The 19,652-nt window shown below is 43.1% G+C and carries 16 protein-coding genes; 1 reads left to right on the forward strand and 15 read right to left on the reverse strand.

The window, feature by feature from the left end:
• The 13 genes from RIH33_RS20750 to RIH33_RS20810 form a co-directional block, all read right to left on the reverse strand.
• The coding region (locus tag RIH33_RS20750; RefSeq protein WP_406658727.1) for a hypothetical protein at nucleotides 1-350 on the reverse strand (350 nt) is incomplete at its 3' end.
• A 660-nt stretch (nucleotides 351-1,010) separates the two neighbouring features.
• On the reverse strand, nucleotides 1,011-1,673 hold the full coding sequence (locus tag RIH33_RS20755; RefSeq protein WP_406650644.1) for a hypothetical protein: 663 nt from the start codon (nucleotides 1,671-1,673) through the stop codon (nucleotides 1,011-1,013).
• On the reverse strand, nucleotides 1,670-5,254 hold the full coding sequence (locus tag RIH33_RS20760) for a DUF6443 domain-containing protein (protein WP_406650645.1): 3,585 nt from the start codon (nucleotides 5,252-5,254) through the stop codon (nucleotides 1,670-1,672). Before RIH33_RS20760 ends, RIH33_RS20755 begins: the two co-directional genes overlap by 4 nt.
• Nucleotide 5,255: 1 nt before the next feature.
• Entirely contained in the window at nucleotides 5,256-8,723 is a 3,468-nt protein-coding gene (locus RIH33_RS20765; protein WP_406650646.1) for a hypothetical protein, read from the reverse strand.
• Nucleotides 8,724-8,946: 223 nt separating this feature from the next.
• The gene (locus tag RIH33_RS20770) at nucleotides 8,947-9,405 is read right to left on the reverse strand and encodes a hypothetical protein (RefSeq protein ID WP_406650647.1); all 459 of its coding nucleotides are present in this window, start codon (nucleotides 9,403-9,405) and stop codon (nucleotides 8,947-8,949) included.
• Nucleotides 9,402-10,583, reverse strand: coding sequence for a hypothetical protein (locus RIH33_RS20775; RefSeq protein ID WP_406650648.1), 1,182 nt, complete (start codon nucleotides 10,581-10,583; stop codon nucleotides 9,402-9,404). The genes RIH33_RS20770 and RIH33_RS20775 overlap by 4 nt, the downstream gene beginning before the upstream one ends.
• 52 nt (nucleotides 10,584-10,635) lie before the next feature.
• The gene (locus RIH33_RS20780) at nucleotides 10,636-11,148 is read right to left on the reverse strand and encodes a hypothetical protein (protein WP_406650649.1); all 513 of its coding nucleotides are present in this window, start codon (nucleotides 11,146-11,148) and stop codon (nucleotides 10,636-10,638) included.
• On the reverse strand, nucleotides 11,138-12,220 hold the full coding sequence (locus tag RIH33_RS20785; protein ID WP_406650650.1) for a hypothetical protein: 1,083 nt from the start codon (nucleotides 12,218-12,220) through the stop codon (nucleotides 11,138-11,140). Before RIH33_RS20785 ends, RIH33_RS20780 begins: the two co-directional genes overlap by 11 nt.
• Before the next feature lie 95 nt (nucleotides 12,221-12,315).
• Nucleotides 12,316-14,196: a type II secretion system protein GspD gene (locus RIH33_RS20790; protein ID WP_406650651.1), complete on the reverse strand. Its 1,881-nt coding sequence runs from the start codon at nucleotides 14,194-14,196 to the stop codon at nucleotides 12,316-12,318.
• Entirely contained in the window at nucleotides 14,193-15,584 is a 1,392-nt protein-coding gene (locus tag RIH33_RS20795; RefSeq protein ID WP_406650652.1) for a GspE/PulE family protein, read from the reverse strand. The genes RIH33_RS20790 and RIH33_RS20795 overlap by 4 nt, the downstream gene beginning before the upstream one ends.
• Nucleotides 15,553-15,999, reverse strand: a complete 447-nt coding sequence (locus RIH33_RS20800) for a hypothetical protein (RefSeq protein WP_406658728.1) — start codon at nucleotides 15,997-15,999, stop codon at nucleotides 15,553-15,555. The genes RIH33_RS20795 and RIH33_RS20800 overlap by 32 nt, the downstream gene beginning before the upstream one ends.
• A gap of 41 nt (nucleotides 16,000-16,040) precedes the next feature.
• On the reverse strand, nucleotides 16,041-16,454 hold the full coding sequence (locus tag RIH33_RS20805) for a type IV pilin protein (protein WP_406650654.1): 414 nt from the start codon (nucleotides 16,452-16,454) through the stop codon (nucleotides 16,041-16,043).
• Nucleotides 16,455-16,720: 266 nt separating this feature from the next.
• Nucleotides 16,721-17,725: a hypothetical protein gene (locus RIH33_RS20810; RefSeq protein WP_406650655.1), complete on the reverse strand. Its 1,005-nt coding sequence runs from the start codon at nucleotides 17,723-17,725 to the stop codon at nucleotides 16,721-16,723.
• Nucleotides 17,726-18,242: 517 nt separating this feature from the next.
• On the opposite strand from RIH33_RS20810, the gene RIH33_RS20815 reads away from it, so the two are divergent.
• Nucleotides 18,243-18,665: a hypothetical protein gene (locus RIH33_RS20815; RefSeq protein ID WP_406650656.1), complete on the forward strand. Its 423-nt coding sequence runs from the start codon at nucleotides 18,243-18,245 to the stop codon at nucleotides 18,663-18,665.
• Nucleotides 18,666-18,708: 43 nt separating this feature from the next.
• Here the strand turns inward: RIH33_RS20815 and RIH33_RS20820 are convergent, their stop codons facing one another.
• Together RIH33_RS20820 and RIH33_RS20825 are read right to left on the reverse strand one after the other, a co-directional pair.
• Nucleotides 18,709-19,011, reverse strand: coding sequence for a type II toxin-antitoxin system RelE/ParE family toxin (locus RIH33_RS20820; protein WP_406650657.1), 303 nt, complete (start codon nucleotides 19,009-19,011; stop codon nucleotides 18,709-18,711).
• Complete coding sequence (locus RIH33_RS20825) at nucleotides 19,005-19,238, reverse strand: hypothetical protein (protein ID WP_406650658.1); 234 nt, start codon at nucleotides 19,236-19,238, stop codon at nucleotides 19,005-19,007. The genes RIH33_RS20820 and RIH33_RS20825 overlap by 7 nt, the downstream gene beginning before the upstream one ends.
• Nucleotides 19,239-19,652 lie beyond the last annotated feature (414 nt).

A 19,652-nucleotide genomic window follows, 5' to 3' on the forward strand; every position in this document is an offset into this window, starting at 1 on the left:
CTTAACGTCCCCTCTGTGCCTCCCACTTTCAAATCAACCTTCACTGAATTCGCCGTGGCCTGAAACTTATACCACACGTTCGAGTACGGACCACTCGGCCAACCCGAAGGGCGATTCTTGTCTGGTGTGGCCCCGAGGTTATTATACTGGCCTTCGCCAGAGCAAAATCCTACCTGACTCGGTAAAACAATCGCATTCGCATAATGGTCGTTGCTCTGGGCACTGGAGATGGTACTCCCGGCTATCAGGCTGAGAAAACAAGCAAGGAATAGGATAAATCTGGAAGCGCTGCGAAAAAAAAGACTACAGCAAATGGCGCACTTTCTGCGCGAAAAAAATAAGGTCATCATGCGGTTAGGACGTTGGACTAAAAAACGTCACCAAAATCGGTTTTTTTTTTCTAAAAACCAACGCATTCAGTTGAATACAACGCACTTCAAATGGGTATATGCAAAAACCCTCCTCTGGCATCAGTTTGAAACTGAAGCCGACTGATTACAGGAACGCAACATTGAGTAGCCCTTTGGATCCAGCATAAGTGCCTGATGATCTGATATGGTGCACTTTGAGGGCATTCACCAAGTTATTAAACCTGATTAATTTCTCCTTTTCCTCAGGCCGCATTTACTGAAGCTTACTTTTTTATCCTTCTTATTTTGCCAGTTACAAACTGACCACTTATTTTTAGGCTTAAGTAAGCTGCGCTAAACTTAAGCCAGGGAGGGGCGGCCAAGAAGATCGCTGACGCTTTCGGGGTTTCCCTTGATTTCTTAGTGGGCGAAGGGCAGAACGCTTCTTTTGATAGAAAGATGGTTCAGCGTATGCAGGAGATTGAGAGCATGGAGCCTGAGTTCAAAGACAAGCTCTTTTCGGTGATCGATTCGGTGATCAGGGACTACAAAACTCAAAAGGCTTATTCATAAAAAAGCCCTCACATCGCTGCAAGGGCTTGCTATACTTTCTTTTCTTGGACACGAGCGACACGCTCGCGCCAGCTAGGGGATTAAAACTCACATAGACTTATACCAATTACCATCATCAGTAAAATAAGATTCAGTAACATTACTATCAACTTCAATTTTGCCTAATCTATCAATAGTATATTTCACTTTTGTTTCTCTGGCGTACATGTTGTAATTGGTCTTATCTGGGCCCTCAAGCAATTGATAACTATATGACAGTATATCAAAATTTTCATTTATTAACACAAATTGTTCGATTTGATCAAACAAATAGCCAGCAATAGTTACTCTTGACTGAATCTCTCCTGCATAATTATAAACTATTAACTCAAACCAAAATTCTTGTTCATCACTGTCTTCCTTATGATCTTTAATTACAATTACGGCAATCAATTCATCATTTATCTCATACTTTAAAAAGTAACGATAGTCATAAAAATCATTGTATGATTGAACAAAATTGAAAAACTGACTAGTTATATCTGCAAATCTATTTTTCTTATGTTCACCCGAAGATTCATCATAAATCATTCTGTAAAATGAAAAGAGGTTTTTTTTATTTATTACCAACGGCAATACACCTTTTTCAAAATTCCCTAAATATTCACTGAAAAGCTTCTCATTTGTCGGTTTGCACCCATTACATGACATAGCTGCAATTGATATCAATAAACCTAATATGGTCAATTTAATCTTCGAAGTTAATTTCATGGCAAGTTGACTTTGTTTTTTCTGACTTGTGTCAATGTATAAACCTTACCCGAATAATTTTTGCTCGTGAAGAACCCCGAACTATTTTTTACGAAATTATTTGAAGAAGCAGTTCCTTTAGACGACCATTTAGTTCCAGGATCATAAAATCGATAGGATTTACTACCTGTAGAAAGATTGGTTATTCTCGAAGAAATTGCTACCCAATGATCTGTAACTCCGTCACCTGTTTTTGAGGACTGTCCTTTTTTATAATCAATCCCAATTAAAACAGATTTCCCATTATCGATTTCCGAATCAAGATAGCTCATCGCATTATTTGCATCACCATGTTTCTCGATACTATAGCCTTTTTCAGTCGCTTTTTCAGTTGATACCTGTATACCTGAAAACCAAGGCCCAGGTGTACCCCCTTTTAAAGCTTCTGCACTCGATTTTGCTACCATTTGAGAAGAAGCATCGAAACATTGTAATGTCCTCTTTCCATTTTCATCATAAACTTGATCGGTAACAAAATCCCCTTCATCTAAAACATGTTCTTCCATAGTGGAAAGATTATTTTGATCATATGTGTAAGTCACATCTCCTTGGCGGTATGAGTGAGATGAACCAATATTGGTGTAACCTTCAATCTCATCGCTTCCTTCTCTCCACATGGTTGATGTTACGTTACCATCTTTATCATATGAAGAGTACCAATCCATACCTGTTGGATCTATCATAGAAATAGGATTATTACCTGCCCAACTATATGTTGACCAAGCGTAGAAGTTTTCTGAGTGAGGATCAATTTGCCAAGTTCGTCCTAACCACTGATCGTACATTCTGGCTTCAAAATCGTAGGTGGCCAGTTCCTCTTGTTCTTCTTTAGATTGGTAGAGATAAAGGTTTTTATCCCCAGAAGTATAGCTATTAAACGTGCCACCGAAAGGGTAATAATCATCCCGCTGGATTACATTTCCTCCATCGTCTACAGTCACCCGCACGTTGCCCAGGTGGTCGGTAAGGTTGTACTCATACGCAAAGCTGGCGCCACTCTTGCGCGCCCGGCCCTCCCCGTGCCGGATGAAATCAAGGGCTTCGCTATTATACTGAATGCCACCCACATAGTCGGTGGTCTCGTCAGCACCGCTGGTTTTGTCAAAGAACTTGCGCAGTTTTACACCCAGGGCATTGTAGGTATAATAGATCGTACCCTCAGGAACGACCACCTCCTCGGGTAGGTTCAGATAATTATAGCTGATGTTGGAAATTCCCTTGTTCGCATCGCTAGTCATGTTGCCATTGGCGTCATAGCGATATTCATTGGCCAGATTGCCTTCGCTGTCTTCTTCATCGAAGAGCGCATTACTCGCACTATCCCCCACACTGGTCAGTTGATTTCCGAGATATTCATAGGTCAGATTGTCTTCCAGGGTGCCCTGATACTTTCTGGTCAGTTTCTTAATGTTGCCATTCAGGTCATACCTGATCCCGTTATCATCGCCAGATACGGTATACTGATCTGAATAGCCAGGGTTAACCGAACTGTGCTCCGCCTGCTTCAGCCTGTTCAAACCATCATAGGTAAAATCATAATACTGAAGATCATCAAAAGTGGTAGGTTGCTGATCCAGACTTTTCCAAAGTATGCGCCCAATGTTACCATTGTACTGCTCATGGCCGGCAGGACTGTCATCGTACTTCAGCTCTAATCCAAACTTATCGTTACCGTCATCATGATCGAAAGTACCCCCATTAATGGTTGTCAGCCAACCCCGCTCGTTGTAGCGATAGTCCACGGACTGTGCGCTGCCACCCAGGTTTTTCTCTATCAGTTCACCTATGGCGTTATAGTCATTGGCCACCAGGGTCACAGGAGTCTGACCATTGATCTGATGGGTATGACTCAGCAACCTGTCCATGTGATCATAAGTAAATCCCTCTGTGATGGTGGTGGTATTGCCATTGCTCTCATGGGTGGTGACCGTGCCAGATAGCAGTGAGGAAACCTTGTTCTGGTAGGTATTGATCACCTTATTGTAGCCATTCAGGTGATGCTGGCTGATGGCGGCCTTCATCCGGTAGCGGGCATCATACCAGGTGCTGGAATAAAGGAAATCACTGGTTCCCAGTGTCTTGATCAAACTGCCTGTCTGATGCCCCCTGGCTTGTGGTCTGCCCCCGGCATATGCATACTCTGTCGGCCAGGACAGGTCCTCCAGAAACTCGTATGAATCATAATAGGAGACAGTGTACACCTCTACCTCCCCAGGAGTACTGGCATCCGGGAAAGCCGTGTTGGTATACCCGTAGAAATCACCCGAGCCATCATACATCTCCGGGAGATTCTCGTGCGCTTCCACTGCTGCAAGCATTTCCTCATATCCGTCTTCAGTGTACAATGCACCGGTGATGACCGGCCGGTTTTGGCCGTCATATTTGGTAAACATCCATTTATTGGCATTGACCTTAGCAGGATCAGTACTCACCAAAAGCGAACCATGCCCTGCGGTAGTAAAGTTGGGTTTGATGGTCACGGACCCGCCCTCACCGATCAAATAGGTACTCCTATCGTATGAGTTCAGGATCAGGTCACCTGTCACTATGTCATTGGCTCGCATATTGGCATCCTGGGTAAGCACCAGGCGATTAAATTTGTCGTAGATCATGAAAACCTCACCAGCACCGGGCACTTTTTTCGCAATCATTCTTCGCCGACTGTCATACCTGTACGTAAACAGCCATTGATCTCTAAACGTTGAATCATTGAGCATGGACCAATGTCCAGCTGCCACCATCAATCGGACCGCCTCTGGAGGGACAACCATGGTCAGCAAGCCAAACTGATCATATGCGTAAAGTGTTCGGACATCACCATACTCAGAGGTCAGCTGCTTGCAGACAACCTGACCATTCAGGTTGGTGTAAATAGTAGAAGTATTCCCATTTTCATCTGTGGTCCTCGTAAATCTCAATTCACTGATGGGATAAATGGATTTCGTGATCTGTTGATCTGATGTAAGGTCTACCTCCAGCTTGACCACTTCATGTCCACCTTCATCATTCACGCCATATTCATACCTCACCACGTGGGTACCGCCTTCAGCAGAAGGTTTCCAGGTCTCTCCGGGAGAAGACTGTTCCAGTACCCGCTGTAGTGGGGAGTTGTCGAAAGTCTGTTTGGTATAGGGATAGGTATTGTTGCTAACTGCTTCTGGAGGATCTGCATAAAACCCCTCCAAATCCAAGGTGAAATCTGTCTGAAAACTACCGTCAGTGGTTGAAGCCTCATACCCCAGTGGTTGCTTATCAGGCCTCCCGTAGTTATCATACAGTTTTCCCATGACCACATCCTTTGGAACCAATGAGCCGGATCCCTTCCTGATAAGGGTCTGAATGGGTCGACCAAGCCCATCAAAGTATGAGAATTCCGCGATGACCTCATTTTCATTGACATTCCCTGTTAAGGCAGTAGTTTGCTCTGTTCGGGCCGTGTACTTGGCTACAAAATTTTTGGTGGTGGTCTGTGCAAAAATCCCTCTCAATGGCACTAAAACCAGCAGCAATAGGATAAATCGAGTGTAGATAGTCTGGCGCATATCAGTTACCAATTAGGTTATAATCATAATTCTGAAGGTGGTAACCTTCCTGATCCTTCACTTCCTTGAGCCGTCCATTGGAGTCATACTGGTAGTTTATCACCGAGCCGTCAGGGCCAATCATCGATTCTGTACCGTAAAATACATGTTGTATATAGTTGGTAAAAGCTGCGTCATAAGGATAGATACGTACCACATCGATATGCGAATTACCCGAAAGGCGCACATTGAAAGTCGCCCCTTCGGCCAGGTGGCTCCAGTCCAGAATTCCAAATTTTCTACTCCAGGTACCATATGGCGGGTCATCTACAAAGGTCATGGTGACTTGTGCTCCGCCCGAAGAGGTAGAGGTAACCTGGGTGTTGGTGGTAAACGACTGGTCTTCCCAGTACTCAACGATGTATTTACCTTTTGCCAGGTCTTTTGAAATCAAATCTCCATACGCCAGGCCATAGGACCATCCGCCAGTAAACGGATTGTCATCTATGTGACTGCCTACACTATAGAAATTCGTGGGGGGACATCCAAAATCATAGAAAGCCACTTTATTGGATGCGTCGCAATTGGAAATAGTCGCAAGAAGTTGACTGGTATTGTTCCACAGATAAACCGTACTCAGGCCGCTTTCATCATGAACCACGCGTGGTTTGTAATTCACATAATCTACCACTATGTCCGGCTCTCCAGGATATCCATCATCCGAATTAACACCATCAAAATTCGAAAAACCCCCATCGGGCTCAGCGCCGCGCCACTGATAAACCCGCTGTGGCAATGAAAGGAGGTAGTCCATTCGCTTGGCTGCTATAACGTCCTCTCCCAACCTAACCCGGTTTTCTCGCATATTGGTAGGTATCCCCGGTCCTCCCAACTCATATTCATAGGTATATTCCTTTTGGTAAATCTGGGTCCCTTTCGTCGTTTTAACCGATTTTAGCAACCGATAGGTGTCATCCGATGTATATAAGTAGTCCTCTATGGTCGTATCAGACTCATTAAGAGCGAAATGTTCAATGGTCGTTTTTTTAGTGATTCTACTCCTGGATAATTCTCCAACATTGTAAGTAGCATATAAGAATCTCAGCATGTCTTCACCTGGCTGGCCACATCCATCCTGTGATGGGTCGTACGCTCTGTTTTTCATTACCACGGCACCATTCAGGGTTCTGGAGGTGCCCCATGAAGCATATTGGTAACTCACCTCACGCTGAAGACTACCTTCCGCATCATATATCCAGCTATTGGTAAGTTGCCCACGCTGATGGCTGCGGCTGATGGATGGTACCTGCGGGTGATCACCAAACTCAGGACGTGCAATATAACCTGAAAACACATCGGGAATCATGTAATACTTATTGACGGTTCTTCCCAGTGGGCCTCCACTTTTTGTACTTTCAGTATATTCGGTGACGTATTCATACCCTACGGGTGTTCCCGTGCTAAACCTTGACGAAGGGTTGTCGTGCACAATCACACGGTTCGGATATTCAAGTTCTTCACAAAGTTCATTGTAAGATCTCTCCACCATCCCATAGTAGCTGTAGTAGGCCGACTTATCAGTAGCGTCTTCGAGTCTTCCGTCCAGCAGCTCACCAGATTGCACTGTTGCACCTTTTAAGTTGGATGGCAACTCCTCATCCGGAATGACATATTTGTAAGTTTTCTTTGACAAAAGTGCACCTCCCTTGTCATAATTCTTGATCGCCTGAATGCGCAGGCCGCCCACCAGGATGGCAGAACCTTCCGTAGGCTTCTCATAATAATAGCCGGTGCGAGTGATGGTTGCCTTCACATAATTCTGAGGTCCTGAACCATTATAGTCACCAGAGGTTAACATAAACACCGTTCCATCCTTTTCATCATCCGTATAGCTAGCCGCACCAAAAGTTTCATGAAAGGTTTTATACCTGATGTCATAGGTCGGATCATTTACATCATCTATAAAATCATAGGTATTATAATTGGTATTGACCAGATCACTTCCATTCACCGTAAAGATAAACTTGGGTGTCTTTGGTAAAGTATACCCCTTCAGTACAGCATATTCTAATTTAATCTCCAGCTCTGGATACCAGCGAACAGTCGGAGAACCCGTACCTCCTGCACCTTGAGGATCGTCGAGTAAAACAGGTATTGGCCAGTCGTAATTTTCCTGCGTATCTACGCCATTCCCATCATGTGAAAGTTTCTTCACAAAGGAAGCATCAAATTCAACCCGCTGGCCACCTTCTGACCAGTTTACATCTGACACCCGATTGGATTCGTAGGTATATAATGAATATCCGCCAGTGGGGTAATCGACACGCTCGAGGATTCCAAACTTAGCAAAAGTCTCATTCACCTCTCTATCCGCTCCGCCCCCTAGCGTCTGAGTTCCCCACCTGACATCTGGGATAGGAGAGCTATTGTCTGCACCATTATAATAGCCCCAATGATCTTTGTCGAAAGTGTTGTAAGGTGGTTGTGGGATGGAGTTGTAGGTAAATGAGTATTCCTGGTCGTTGATCGAAACCTGTGTGAGTTTCTTTCTGTCACAATTGCTCACTCCTGAAGTGGAACATTCCGATGATTTAGCAAACGTATTGATGGTGAAATTTATGTCATAGCAAAGCTCAGCTGGGCTTTGATTATCATTAAAAACATCTATCCCTGCAGGGTGAATTTCGGCATGGCCCCCTGCAAAATCGATTTTCTTAATGCGTTTGGGCCCTACAACCCTCGTACTGTATGCCTGGCTTTGCAAACCATCCTGTCCGTAATTGTTATACTCAGCTTTATAATTTATTGAATGAATATTAACGGGCCTGGTAATCTTATCGGCCAGGGTTTCATAAGTAAAATCGATTCTGTCGGAATTGGGATGAACGATACTTGTGAGGTACCAACTGGAGACGTATGCTTCACCGGAAGCTCCCTCAGCCACCTCAGGCTTTTGAGACTCAGAATCCGAAAAGGTATAAATGATCCTATCTGGTGTCTCGATTACAAACTTCACCAAATGACCTGACTGATAAGTGGGAGTGATTTCCAGGGGCTGATAGGGAATGAGGAGAGGAACTCCTCCAGAGCCAAAATAAAAGGTGCCAGAGTATCCTGGAAAGTTGAAAGAAAAGAGATCCGCCTGAGTTTCAATACTCCCAGCGGCGGCTGATTGCAATTCGCTAAAGCTAGGATCGCTTACAAACCATTCATCATCGTGCTGAATATTGTATGTAATACGTTCGTCCACTGCTCCTCTCACTGTCCGGGAAACAACACCAGAGGCATTCAAGGCCCAACCCAGTCCAACCCAGGAGCCCTCATCAGCTACTTTATTTCCACCGGCATTATAGGAAAGTGAAACCGGTACGGAAAGCGCCCCGCTACGCACCTCAAAAAGAGGAATACTTATCCTGGGTGTTCCATAGGCCATATCCACCTCATGATTACCATAAGTGCCAAGGGAGGCTGCTTCAGGTGAAGGTGGCATTTCAGGAGCTACTCCAATCTTATCTAATTGGCTTAATTCCTGCGCTGATACTTGAATAAATACAACAAAAACTAAAAGGTAAAGGATGGATCGAAAGGTCATGTGGTCGGTGAACTATCTCCTAACGGAGTTATGGCTAATTTTTCGGAGGCCAAAAAACATAAAAGTTACAAATAAAGCAACTTAATTTTTAAAAAAATCACCCAAAGGGCTATCGTAAAAATCAGTTGGAGGATCTAATAGTGAGCGTACTATCCAATGAAATGTGAAGGATTCGGAGTTCGTAACGCGCCACATCAAGTATTCTATATTCATCGATTGTATCTCCTTCTTTGATGATAATGGATTTGTTGTTCAGCATGATGATTCCTGCTGCACTCCCATGCCCTGAAACCATTCCTTTATATTTCACCGCGAATGCCTGGGCTATTTCCACATTTTTTATGGCTACTTCTTCCTGGGGTGGTTTGGCTTGTTCTTCTTCCTTCAAAAAGGGATCGGCATAATTCAGCTTGAACCGATAGCTCTGAGAACTCTCCTCAGTAAGACCCGCCGAACGTACCCTAATTGGTAAAAGGGTTTCGTCCGAATCTGGCGAAAAATTGACAAATCTGACTACAACCACACTCCAGATGGTAAATACCAGGCCCAACAATAACCATTGTTTCTTTTTATCCTTCAATCGCCGCGAATAAATAGTTTTCTAATTGTAAGGTCTGTTTTATAGGCCTTGTTTCGAGCCCTGATCCCCCATTCATAATTCCCACTATCGAGGATCACTTGAAGCTGGCTGTCGAAAATCTCCTGCTCCATCAATAAAACTGTAGCACTGTCAAAAGATGGTGTCACCAGAACAAACTCATACGCGTCTGCATCTTTCAATTCCTCCCACCAGAAAATAAGTTCCTTGGTATTGGTGGTCAAACCGTCGGCAGGAGCCAGAAGCTTCACTTTCCGATCGGAGATATCAACATCAGCATCTAACGTGAATCCACCATAGGTCCAGATGGATTGAGATATCCTATTTTTGCCCCGCACCCGCCATTCGTACGCCGATGGATCCAATATTAACCTTACCTCATTAGATGTAAGGGTGGTGTCCAAATGAACCTCCTCTGGATCCTCGAAATTTGGGCTGACAACTCTCAGCTCATACTCTACTGCACCCTCAAGTGGCTCCCACCAGAAATCTACGGTATCTCCGATTACCAAGCTACCATTGGGTAATATCTGACTGATCTCCGTTTCACTAAGATCTTTCACCTTCACAGAGTCCAGGGTGAAAAACTGTCTCGACCACCCTGTAAAGTAAACATCATTTCGGCCTCTCAATTCCCATTCATAACTGCCTGATGGGATTTCCAGTTCTACTTTATTGGTCTGAATCATTGTATCTAAGTGTACTTGTTGCAAATCGATAAATGAAGGACTCACCAGTCTCAGATCATACCCTGTAGCACCGCTGACATGCTCCCACCATAGTGTAACGGTCTTCCCTACAACCGCCGATCCGTCAGTTGGGTACCTGATTGTCATCGCCAACGACGAAATATCTGTTTGCTGAAGTGTATCCAATTTGAAACTGCTATAAAAATAATCGGTAGCGTACCCTGCATTAAACGCCCGCACTTCCCACTGATAATCCCCTTGGTTGAGTTGATAGGTAAGTCTCGTAGATGAGGAAACACTGTCAGCAACAAGAGACTGTGCTGTTTCAAACGACGGGCTAACCAGGTGAAACTCATAAGATCTGGCTCCATCCACCGGCTCCCACCAGAAGGTGACCGAATTGGTCGTCACTACTGCGCTATCTCCCGGGGCCATGAGGATCACAGGCTCTTCAGAGATATCTCTCTCCAAAACTTCCCCACAGCTAAAAAGAAGCAAACCAATCAATAGAATACAAATACAATTAGAACTGGCCATTTTTTTCTATCAAAATTAATTTCAACTTTAGTTCTGACTTATTGGTCTTTCGATTGAACTCCTTGTGAAATTCCACAGTTTCTAATGTAACTGTTTTGAAATCATTTTCCATCAATCGGATGAATTTAACCATGTTCACATACAGACCTGAAAAAATGCATTCATAGCGCTGAACGTCCTTCTCATTAAATTTATCAATCGACATTACCCTGAGGTTTAGACGCTCCGCATCTTTTACCAGTACAGAAAAAATCTCTGCGGATGATCCCTTTATTATCCTGAGTTTCAATGAATCAACTACAGCTTTTTGTCGTCCCAGAACCTTTATCTCATCGATCAACTGATGCTCCCCTTTGAGGGTTAGTCCATTCAGGTATTCATTCTCCTGATAAAGCTCATAGGTCTTCTTGAAAGACCAAAAATAACCCAAAAAACAGATCAGGGCAGTTGAAGCCAGTAGCAGGTAGACTTTATTTCTGAAAAGTAAACTATTCCACATTCCTGAGAAGTATGAGTCTGAAATTCCCTTTGGTCATGTCCTCATCGGATCGATTGTATTGTTGATAGGCCACTGAGCTCACCCAACTCATTTGTCTGACATTATCTACCCACCTTGCGTAATCTGTGGGGTCACCTGCTTGTCCTTCGATGACTACCTCGATCATCCTTTGTTCAGGGTCCTTCTTCTTTGTCTGCCGTGGTCTAATCGCAATCCTATCTAGCTCAATGGCTCGGGGAACTGAGCTACCGATCATGTCACAAAGGGCGGCAACATGCAACTCAGACCTTCCTTCAATCAATTCTTTATTCTGATCAACATATTTTTGCAAAGCCCCCTGTTTCCCTGCCAAGCCCTGTATCATCGCTGAATGATCCCTAAATTCCAGATTTCGATCGTTTAAGTATACGAAAAACAGAGCGTTACACAGAAACAAAAGAAGCAGCGTAATAAGGATGGGTAAACGGGCATTTAAGTAGAATCGTTTGAAAGGCAAGTCCCTGATACTGGAGTTAATCTCGGAAGCTCCAACCAACTTAACTGATCCGGTTAAGGCATTTAACGCTGCACAAAATGCCGGAACGTAAACCCTCTCAATTATCCGGTTGTCTAACGTCATATCCTGAGGTGGCCTGACTTCCACTGTAAAAGGTGACAACCCCAGGTCAAACTGAAAACAACCCACCTGCAGTATCTCGCCCTCCTTTTCTTGCTTATAGCGGGCCATCAGAAGTTCATTTACTGGCCCCAGATTCAATCCAATAATCTGATCTCCAAAACCCTCCATTGACTGTAAAATTTCCTTAATTTCTCTCTTTCTGGCAAAGGCATACAATTCTCCACGAAAGGTGACCAAAAAATCATCCAATTCACCATGAAAAACTTCATCTCCGAGAATCGAGTAAATGTTGTCTTCCTCTATGTCAGTGAGATGTACTCCAAACAGAACGTCATCGGAATAGATGGCCAAAGAGACCGCAAGTGTGGGCCTCTTCTTAATAAATTCTACTATGGCGTCAAGGCCAGAAAGTTCATCTTTAAAATGGATTTCTCCACGAGAATCCCTACTCACCAGAAGACCATGAAAGCTTAATCCATCAGCGTACCTAATAATACCAATGCCCAAGCACTCTTGAATAAAGAACCGATCAAACACACCAAAACCCATTAGTACACAACAGTTGGCTTGATGAAAATTAATAGTTTATTATCGATATTGTCTTTGGACCTTGAGCTAAAAAGCCATTTAATGATAGGTATGCGCGACAATAAAGGAACACCACTGCCGCTCTCTGACCTGCTGGCTTCTTCTAGCCCACCTATGACTACCATCTCTTCATTTTTCACCCTGATTTTAGAAATAAATTTCCGTGTTGAGTTTCCAGGTGGCGCACCTTTCGCTTCGGGCGGAATGAAGTCGCTGAATTCAGCTTCTATGCTCAAGGTGACATCTTCCATATCACTCACAAACGGATTGATTTTCAAATCCAGATTGGCTTCTACTTTTTCATATTTTGGAGTGACTGTAACAATGGGATTTACGCCCCCGGTGACGTTCTGGGTCTCAATCAGATAATAAACCGATTGACCAATAGTAAGGCTAGCTTCATGCCCGTTGAGTGTTGATAATTTTGGAGTGGATCGAATATTGATATTGTTGTTGGCTTCCATTGCTTCAATTGTCGCATAGAAGCTGGGTGTGACTCTTCCTAAATTCATAATTCCACGGCTATCCAAATTGTTAAGGACGCGATTGAAGGTGGCTGAGCTAACCGTCAGATCCACTCCCGAAAAAATCTGACCCTGGGTAGTCGGAACCGAGTCAGCCAGAAATGCCTTTATACCCGTCCTCAAAGAGCTCCCTTTGCGCACCTCTACCACCATAACTTCTATCAGTACATTAGGAACCGATCGATCTATGTCTTTCAGGAAATTCAAAAGCTTATTGGTGGCCTGTTCACTACCTGTGAGAATCAATGCATTGAGGTCATTAAATGGTTTGACCAGCACCTGTTTCAATAGAGGTTGAGGGATAATCTCCTCCACACCCTGAACTGAACGATTCTTAAAGGAATATACCCTTGCTTCATTCAAAATTCCTTTTTCGGTTTCTCCAATTAGGTAAATGCCATTTTCAGTAATCGAATAGCTCTGACTGGAGGACTCCATAGCGATACCGAGAAAATCCTCGAAGGCCACAGAATCAAGATAGCAATTAATCAGCCCCTGAGTGGTACCAAGCATGATATAATTAATATTCAGCTGCTCACTTACCTGTCTGATGAGATCGGATGCTGGGGTCTGGTTGCAGGTTACAGACATAAAAGGACGCCCATGTTTGTAATATGTGGTGAATTTGAGATCAGAGCTTCCGCGTGTTCCTGCCCCACTCAATTGGCTCCCCCCTCTACCACTCTCGGATGGGACGGGGATCGGACTGGATATTTGATAGACCCTATCCGCTCTCTTTATTAATTTAAGGTTATTGGCCTCAGCAAAGTTTTCAATGGCCTGAGCAATGGGCAAGTTGTTGATAAACGCATTCACGGGTTGGTTAGCAACTGACTGATTAACGATGAGGTTATATCCTGATTGGAGTGTTATTTCTTGCGCTACTACTCCCAGAAGATCATTGTGAGCATTAATCGACAAGAGCTGCTGACTTGAGTCTAACACTGCAATCACCTTTGGTACTTCAGGAAGTTTCTCCTGATAAAAGGAGAAAATATTGTTGGTGAATTTGATTTGCAGATGGTATTCATCACAGATAAACAGCAATAAATCCTTTACCAACACATCATTGAAGTTGTTGGTGATCGCTATCTGCGGGATATTGCCCAGGTTCACGTTCAGTTGATGCGTTTCTGCTACCGCCCTGAGCAACTCCGACAAGGGGGCGTCAACCAGTGTAAAATCCACCTTTTCGGTAAGTCCGGGTACTTCCTTACTCAGGGTATCAAGCCGCTCTGCAAGACCAACCGTGCCTTGCGCCTTCCCTAAGTAGACGGCAAACAAGATGAGAATATAAAATATAAGTGATTTGCTCAAAGTAAGTACGTAAAAATTTCCTCCAGAGAGGTTTCCCCCTGCTCAAATTGTTCAATTGCGCTGGTCATCAGGCTGCCATTTTCGGGTTTGTATTGATCCGGTTTTGAAAAAATCAATTCCTTATTGAACTCCGTGATGTTGACCATTTCGTAAATGGCTTTCCGCCCTTTGTAGCCGGTTCCATGACACTCACTACATCCCACAGGGGTAAAATAACAATCTATTTGCGAATTCTTCAAAATTTCTGGTAAGTGGGACAAATCTGATTCCCTGGCCTTGCAGGTGGGACATAACCTTCGCAATAGTCGCTGGGCCACAGCCACATTCAAGGTGTCTGCGATGAGGTACTCCGGGATGCCCATCTCCATGAGCCGGGAGATAATCCCAATGGCCGAATTGGTATGTAATGTGGACATGACCAAATGACCGGTCATAGCTGCCCTGATCGCTATCTTGGCTGTATCCACATCCCTAATCTCACCCACCATAATGATATCCGGATCTTGCCGCAAAAATGTTCTCAGCGTGGTAGCGAAATCCAAACCCACCTTCTCATTCAATTGCACCTGATTAATTCCATCGAGCGTGTACTCGATGGGATCTTCTATGGTGAGGATATTCGTAGTAGACACATTGAGGTACTTGAGTGCACCATATAGCGTGGTGGTTTTGCCGGATCCTGTTGGTCCACTGATGAGCACCATGCCCTGTGGTCGGGAAATGGACGCCAGAAAAAGTTTTAACTGATCGGGATTAAGGCCAAGCTGTCGTATATCCAGATTGGAAGCATCACTGGAAAGTAATCTCAGTACCACCTTCTCTCCAAACAATGTGGGGAGTACCGAAACCCGGATATCGTATTGGCCTTTTGCATTTTTAATCAGAATACGCCCATCCTGAGGCAATCGCTTTTCTGCAATGTCCAGGTTGCTGATGATCTTGATCTTATTGATGTACTCATGATATTTCTCCTTTTTGAGCTCATAGCGCTCGACCAGCTTACCGTCCAACCGCATTCTGATCCTGGACCGATCCTGATATTTTTCTATATGAATATCACTGCACCCAAGCTCGTTGGCTTCCGAGATCATTTCACCAATAAAGTCATCGGAATTTACGTTTAGTGAGCGGATGGAATCTCCCTTTGATCTAAGGTAATATTTAGTGAGTTGACTATCTATCCATTCCTTATCCGCATGCTCTATGTGTATTTCCTTTCCTGTGATCACCGAAAGCTGTCGGGTCAACACATCTAAGTCCGGAGCGTCGGAACACAGCACCAACCGCTTCCCTTCAGCTGCCCTCGGAAAAACCCGATATTTCCAGGCAATCGAAGTTGAAAGCTCATTGATCAGATTAGAAGAAATAGGCGCTGACTGGTCCAACATGAATATCAATATATAAAGCAACGGTAAATATAGGGGTCAAAAACCCCGCAAGCGGAATCAAATTCCTCTTTTTGTACTTTTCTGAAAAGCGTTTGGCCATCAAATGAATACCTAATGCAGCCATCAGCCCGATGTTCAGCCAAATGACAAAATCCGGAAAATCAAAATAAACAGACACGATCATCAGATATAAAACATCCCCTAGTCCAAACATGCCTGAGAAACTCAGGTGATTGCGCCAGCGAATCACCAACATAGACAAACCTATGGCCACAGCAAGGAAAACCCAATTAAAAACAACACTGGAAGGATCAATGGGACGAACCAAGAAATGAAAGAATACTGGCAGCAACGCAAAAAAAAGGATCAGATAAAGATGAATGCTTCTGCTTTTCAAATCCTGCCAAAAAATCATCAATGAGCAACAGGTGTAAAGCAGAAATAAAATCACATACATCAGTCCTTTTGGGTCTCTAGCATGTTTCCATCCTGATCGATTTCCCAAATATTCATCACGCCATCCCCATCAAAATCCACCTGCGCAGTGGCTCTGGCCACGTACGTAGTGGGTGTAGCCTCTATGATTTCTATCAGGTAGTTGGCATTTCCTGCTTCCTCACTCACCAGTCCCTCCTGCTCAAACCCAATCTGATCCAGGTTGTCGCTAAACCGGGAGTACTCATAGTAATAAGTCTTTTGCAGGGTATGCACATGCTTGAGGGCCTGCTTGGCTTCAATAGACCTGGTACGGGTAATAAGTGGCATCAGGGAAGGCAGGGCCAATAAAACCAATATCCCAATGATCACTAACACTACCAGTAATTCAGATAGGGTAAATGCCGCCAGCCGCTTTTGATTCAGTTTACTCATAGATTTGTTTGGACTTTCGTCAAATTTAGGAAAAACCGCATTGGTTTAATCATTGAGCAACTCCAATTTAGTGAAGATGATCCGTAACCTTACGATATTTCCGGAGCTGAACTCAGATGCCAATGAGTGATTATTTACTGGTCTAGTGCAAAGTCTGACTTTTCATGCGGTAGCCTTACTTAACTGGTAAGGCTTCAATGCCAATTAAGTCAGTTACAAACTGACTGAAGTTATGCTGTGTTAAACTTAAGCCAGTAAAGGGTCCTTCAGTCCCCAGATGTATTTTTGTTTTGCAAGGCGGAAATTTGTTTTTCAAGTTTTTCAACCCGCTCATTTTGTTCAATAAGATGGAGAGTCAATTCCTCAATCTTTTTCAAAAGCTTGATATTCATATCACCTAGATCAATTCCATTTTCTTCCATAGTCATTGCAGATGGAATTTCTGGAAGGTGTCTATTTTCCGCGATATACTTCTTAGTTGCATTTAGGGATAATAGTTCATAATCCTCATCAAACACATAGTCTGGACCTGGCACTAATAGATCTACTTTTACTTCGTTAGCGTGAATATTCCCTTTAACGGTAAGCTTGGAGTCAGGAATTGTGGTGCCAATTCCAACCTTTCCATCGTAAGTAAATCGAGTGCTGAAATTCTGATTTCCGGTATAAAGATCAATATGCTCCAGGTAATTATTGTCATTAACAAAATCAATAGATTGATGATTCGTATTATCAATTATTGCCTGAAGCTTTAGTGTGGTGTTTTTCCATTCAGTTCCGTTAGCAGTTCTTATTGACTTAAATTCCAATTTTTGCCTTCCCACTTCAAATTTTGCCCCTATTTTGATATCATCCACTGAGGTTCCAACTGCAGCAGATTTTGTATGCAAAGCAGCTATGGGATTCACAGTTCCAATTCCCACATAACCATTAATGTCAATGATAAGGTCTTTTCCCTGTTGCCAGGTTTGTCCTCTACCAATTACAAAATTATTATTTACTGATTCATCTATACCTGTCACCCACCTTTGTTCTCCCGTGCGCAAATACTGAACCAGAGCATTCCCAGATCCACTTTGCTCTACTGTTAACCCGGCATTCTTATCTTTCTCAGCTGAGTTTTCTTTAATATGAACTAGACTAATTGGATTTGAAATTCCTACTCCAACTCTGCTGCCCGTATCAGTAATTATTTGCGCTTCTCCAAATGAGACTAAGACACAGATAAAAACTAAACTAATTGGGCCTTTAATACTTGATAGATTTACCATAGCGGATTGTTTTTCTAATAATTCTCGTTTTTATTAATAATAAAATGCTAAACTCTAATTCTGGGACCTGCTGACATCCCACGTACATGGCTTTAAGTTTGGTTATTCCTTTTAGACGTCCATTTTGCTTCTCTAGCTCAATCAGATGACACATCAACTCTACTACTTTCTTCAACAACCTGGCTTCATTTCATCCAATAACCAACCACCGGTACATATGACCAACAAAACAAATAAAGGAAATTCTCAATTCGAATCAAATCTTTCATTGTGAATAACATATGCGTTACAATTGAGACAAAAAACTGTACTCTGTACTGAAGCTAGTCCCCGTCCCAGTTGATGCTTCCAGTGGTTTCAAAACGTTGATTCATTTTAAATAACCCAATCATATAGAAAGCTCTATTGCTATGTATATAAAGTTGTTTATGACAGTATTAAGAGACAATAATTATTTATCAACCTCAATTTCATTTGGTGAAAATTCAAATTACATTCACAAAATTTATATTGTACTATGAAGACTCTTTTGGTTATTTGTATTGCGGGTGCGTTGGCTTTGAATGCTTGTACTACGGAAATAATTGCGCCAGCAGGTTCTCCGGGACAGGATGGAATTGATGGGCGCGACGGGAACGCAAATGTTCAAATTACAATTCACGATGTGACTTGGTCTACGCCAGATACTGTAATTTGGGTTGCTGAAGTTCTGGAAGCAAACATCATGTTGGATATCTTGGAAAATGGAACTGTGCAAGTCTTTCTCTCAAATGATAAAAAAAACTGGTTACAAATTCCGTTCACTTTTGACTCCTACCAATATTTGTTCTGGTACAATAAAGGAAAGGTTACCCTAAGAGCAAAAAATGGGGGTAAAATTATGCCGTCTAATAGATTATATAAACATGGGAAAATTGTAGTAATAGAAGGAACAATCTAGTCTAGACAAGGCAATCTATCCCGCGGTATTGACTTATGTGGGGTTAGTACTGTTTGGGTTCTTGTTTGACATGCCGAACTCTTAAGATCCTGATCTCTTTATCCGTATGTCTATAAACAACCCGATAAGAATGTTTTTCAAAAACCCGGTAGTTCCCTGAGTTATCATTCTTGAATTTATCAGGTGGGTACATTTCGGGATGATCAGCCAGCTTCTTAGTCTCCGTTAAAATCTCATCCCTTACTTTCTTCGCATTATTTAGGGATTCTTCTTTTATCCGTTTGTATGCGTTTTTGAGTGAAGCTTCCGCCCCTTTATTCCATACCACAATTGGTTTTTTCACCATGACTTGGATCGCACTTCAACTTCCTCCTGGGTATAAAATTCTTCTTTATCGATTGCTTGATCCGCATCGTCCAATTCTTTGTTGTACTGTTCTAAACTAATGTGCTCATGCTCCTCTTTCCACTTAGCAAGTTCTTTGATCAATGACTTATCATGAACAGTCGCCAGCCACTCCATCAATTCCAGTTTTAATGCCTGTGTTGTACTCATATCAAAAAGCTTTTTCACAAATTAACGATTTATTTGCATGATTTGATCCATAGAGAGACGATGATATTGCTCAACTTCCTCTGTTAGTCCCGATATTTCATTCTGAAAATAGCTTTATGAGTGGCTGAGACTGGTACCCTCCTCTGGCTTCAGTTTGAAACTGAAGCCGACTGATTACAGGAACGCAACATTGAGTAGCCCTTTGGATCCAGCATAATCCATGGCACTGGAGTATGGATAATATTCAGCTTCGTATACCAGGCCCTCTGTCACCGGATTATTATGGCTCAAGCAATATTTGTGTGGGTTAACACTATATAGTATATTTTGTAAAACCGATTAATACACTTGTGAATTCAGAAAAGTAAGGACGTAAAGGCGGGCGGGACATCCAAGCCTTGCCCGGCCGGGACAAGTGTGAATCATTTTGAC

The organism is Marinoscillum sp. (assembly GCF_040222955.1).
Lineage (GTDB): Bacteria > Bacteroidota > Bacteroidia > Cytophagales > Cyclobacteriaceae > Marinoscillum.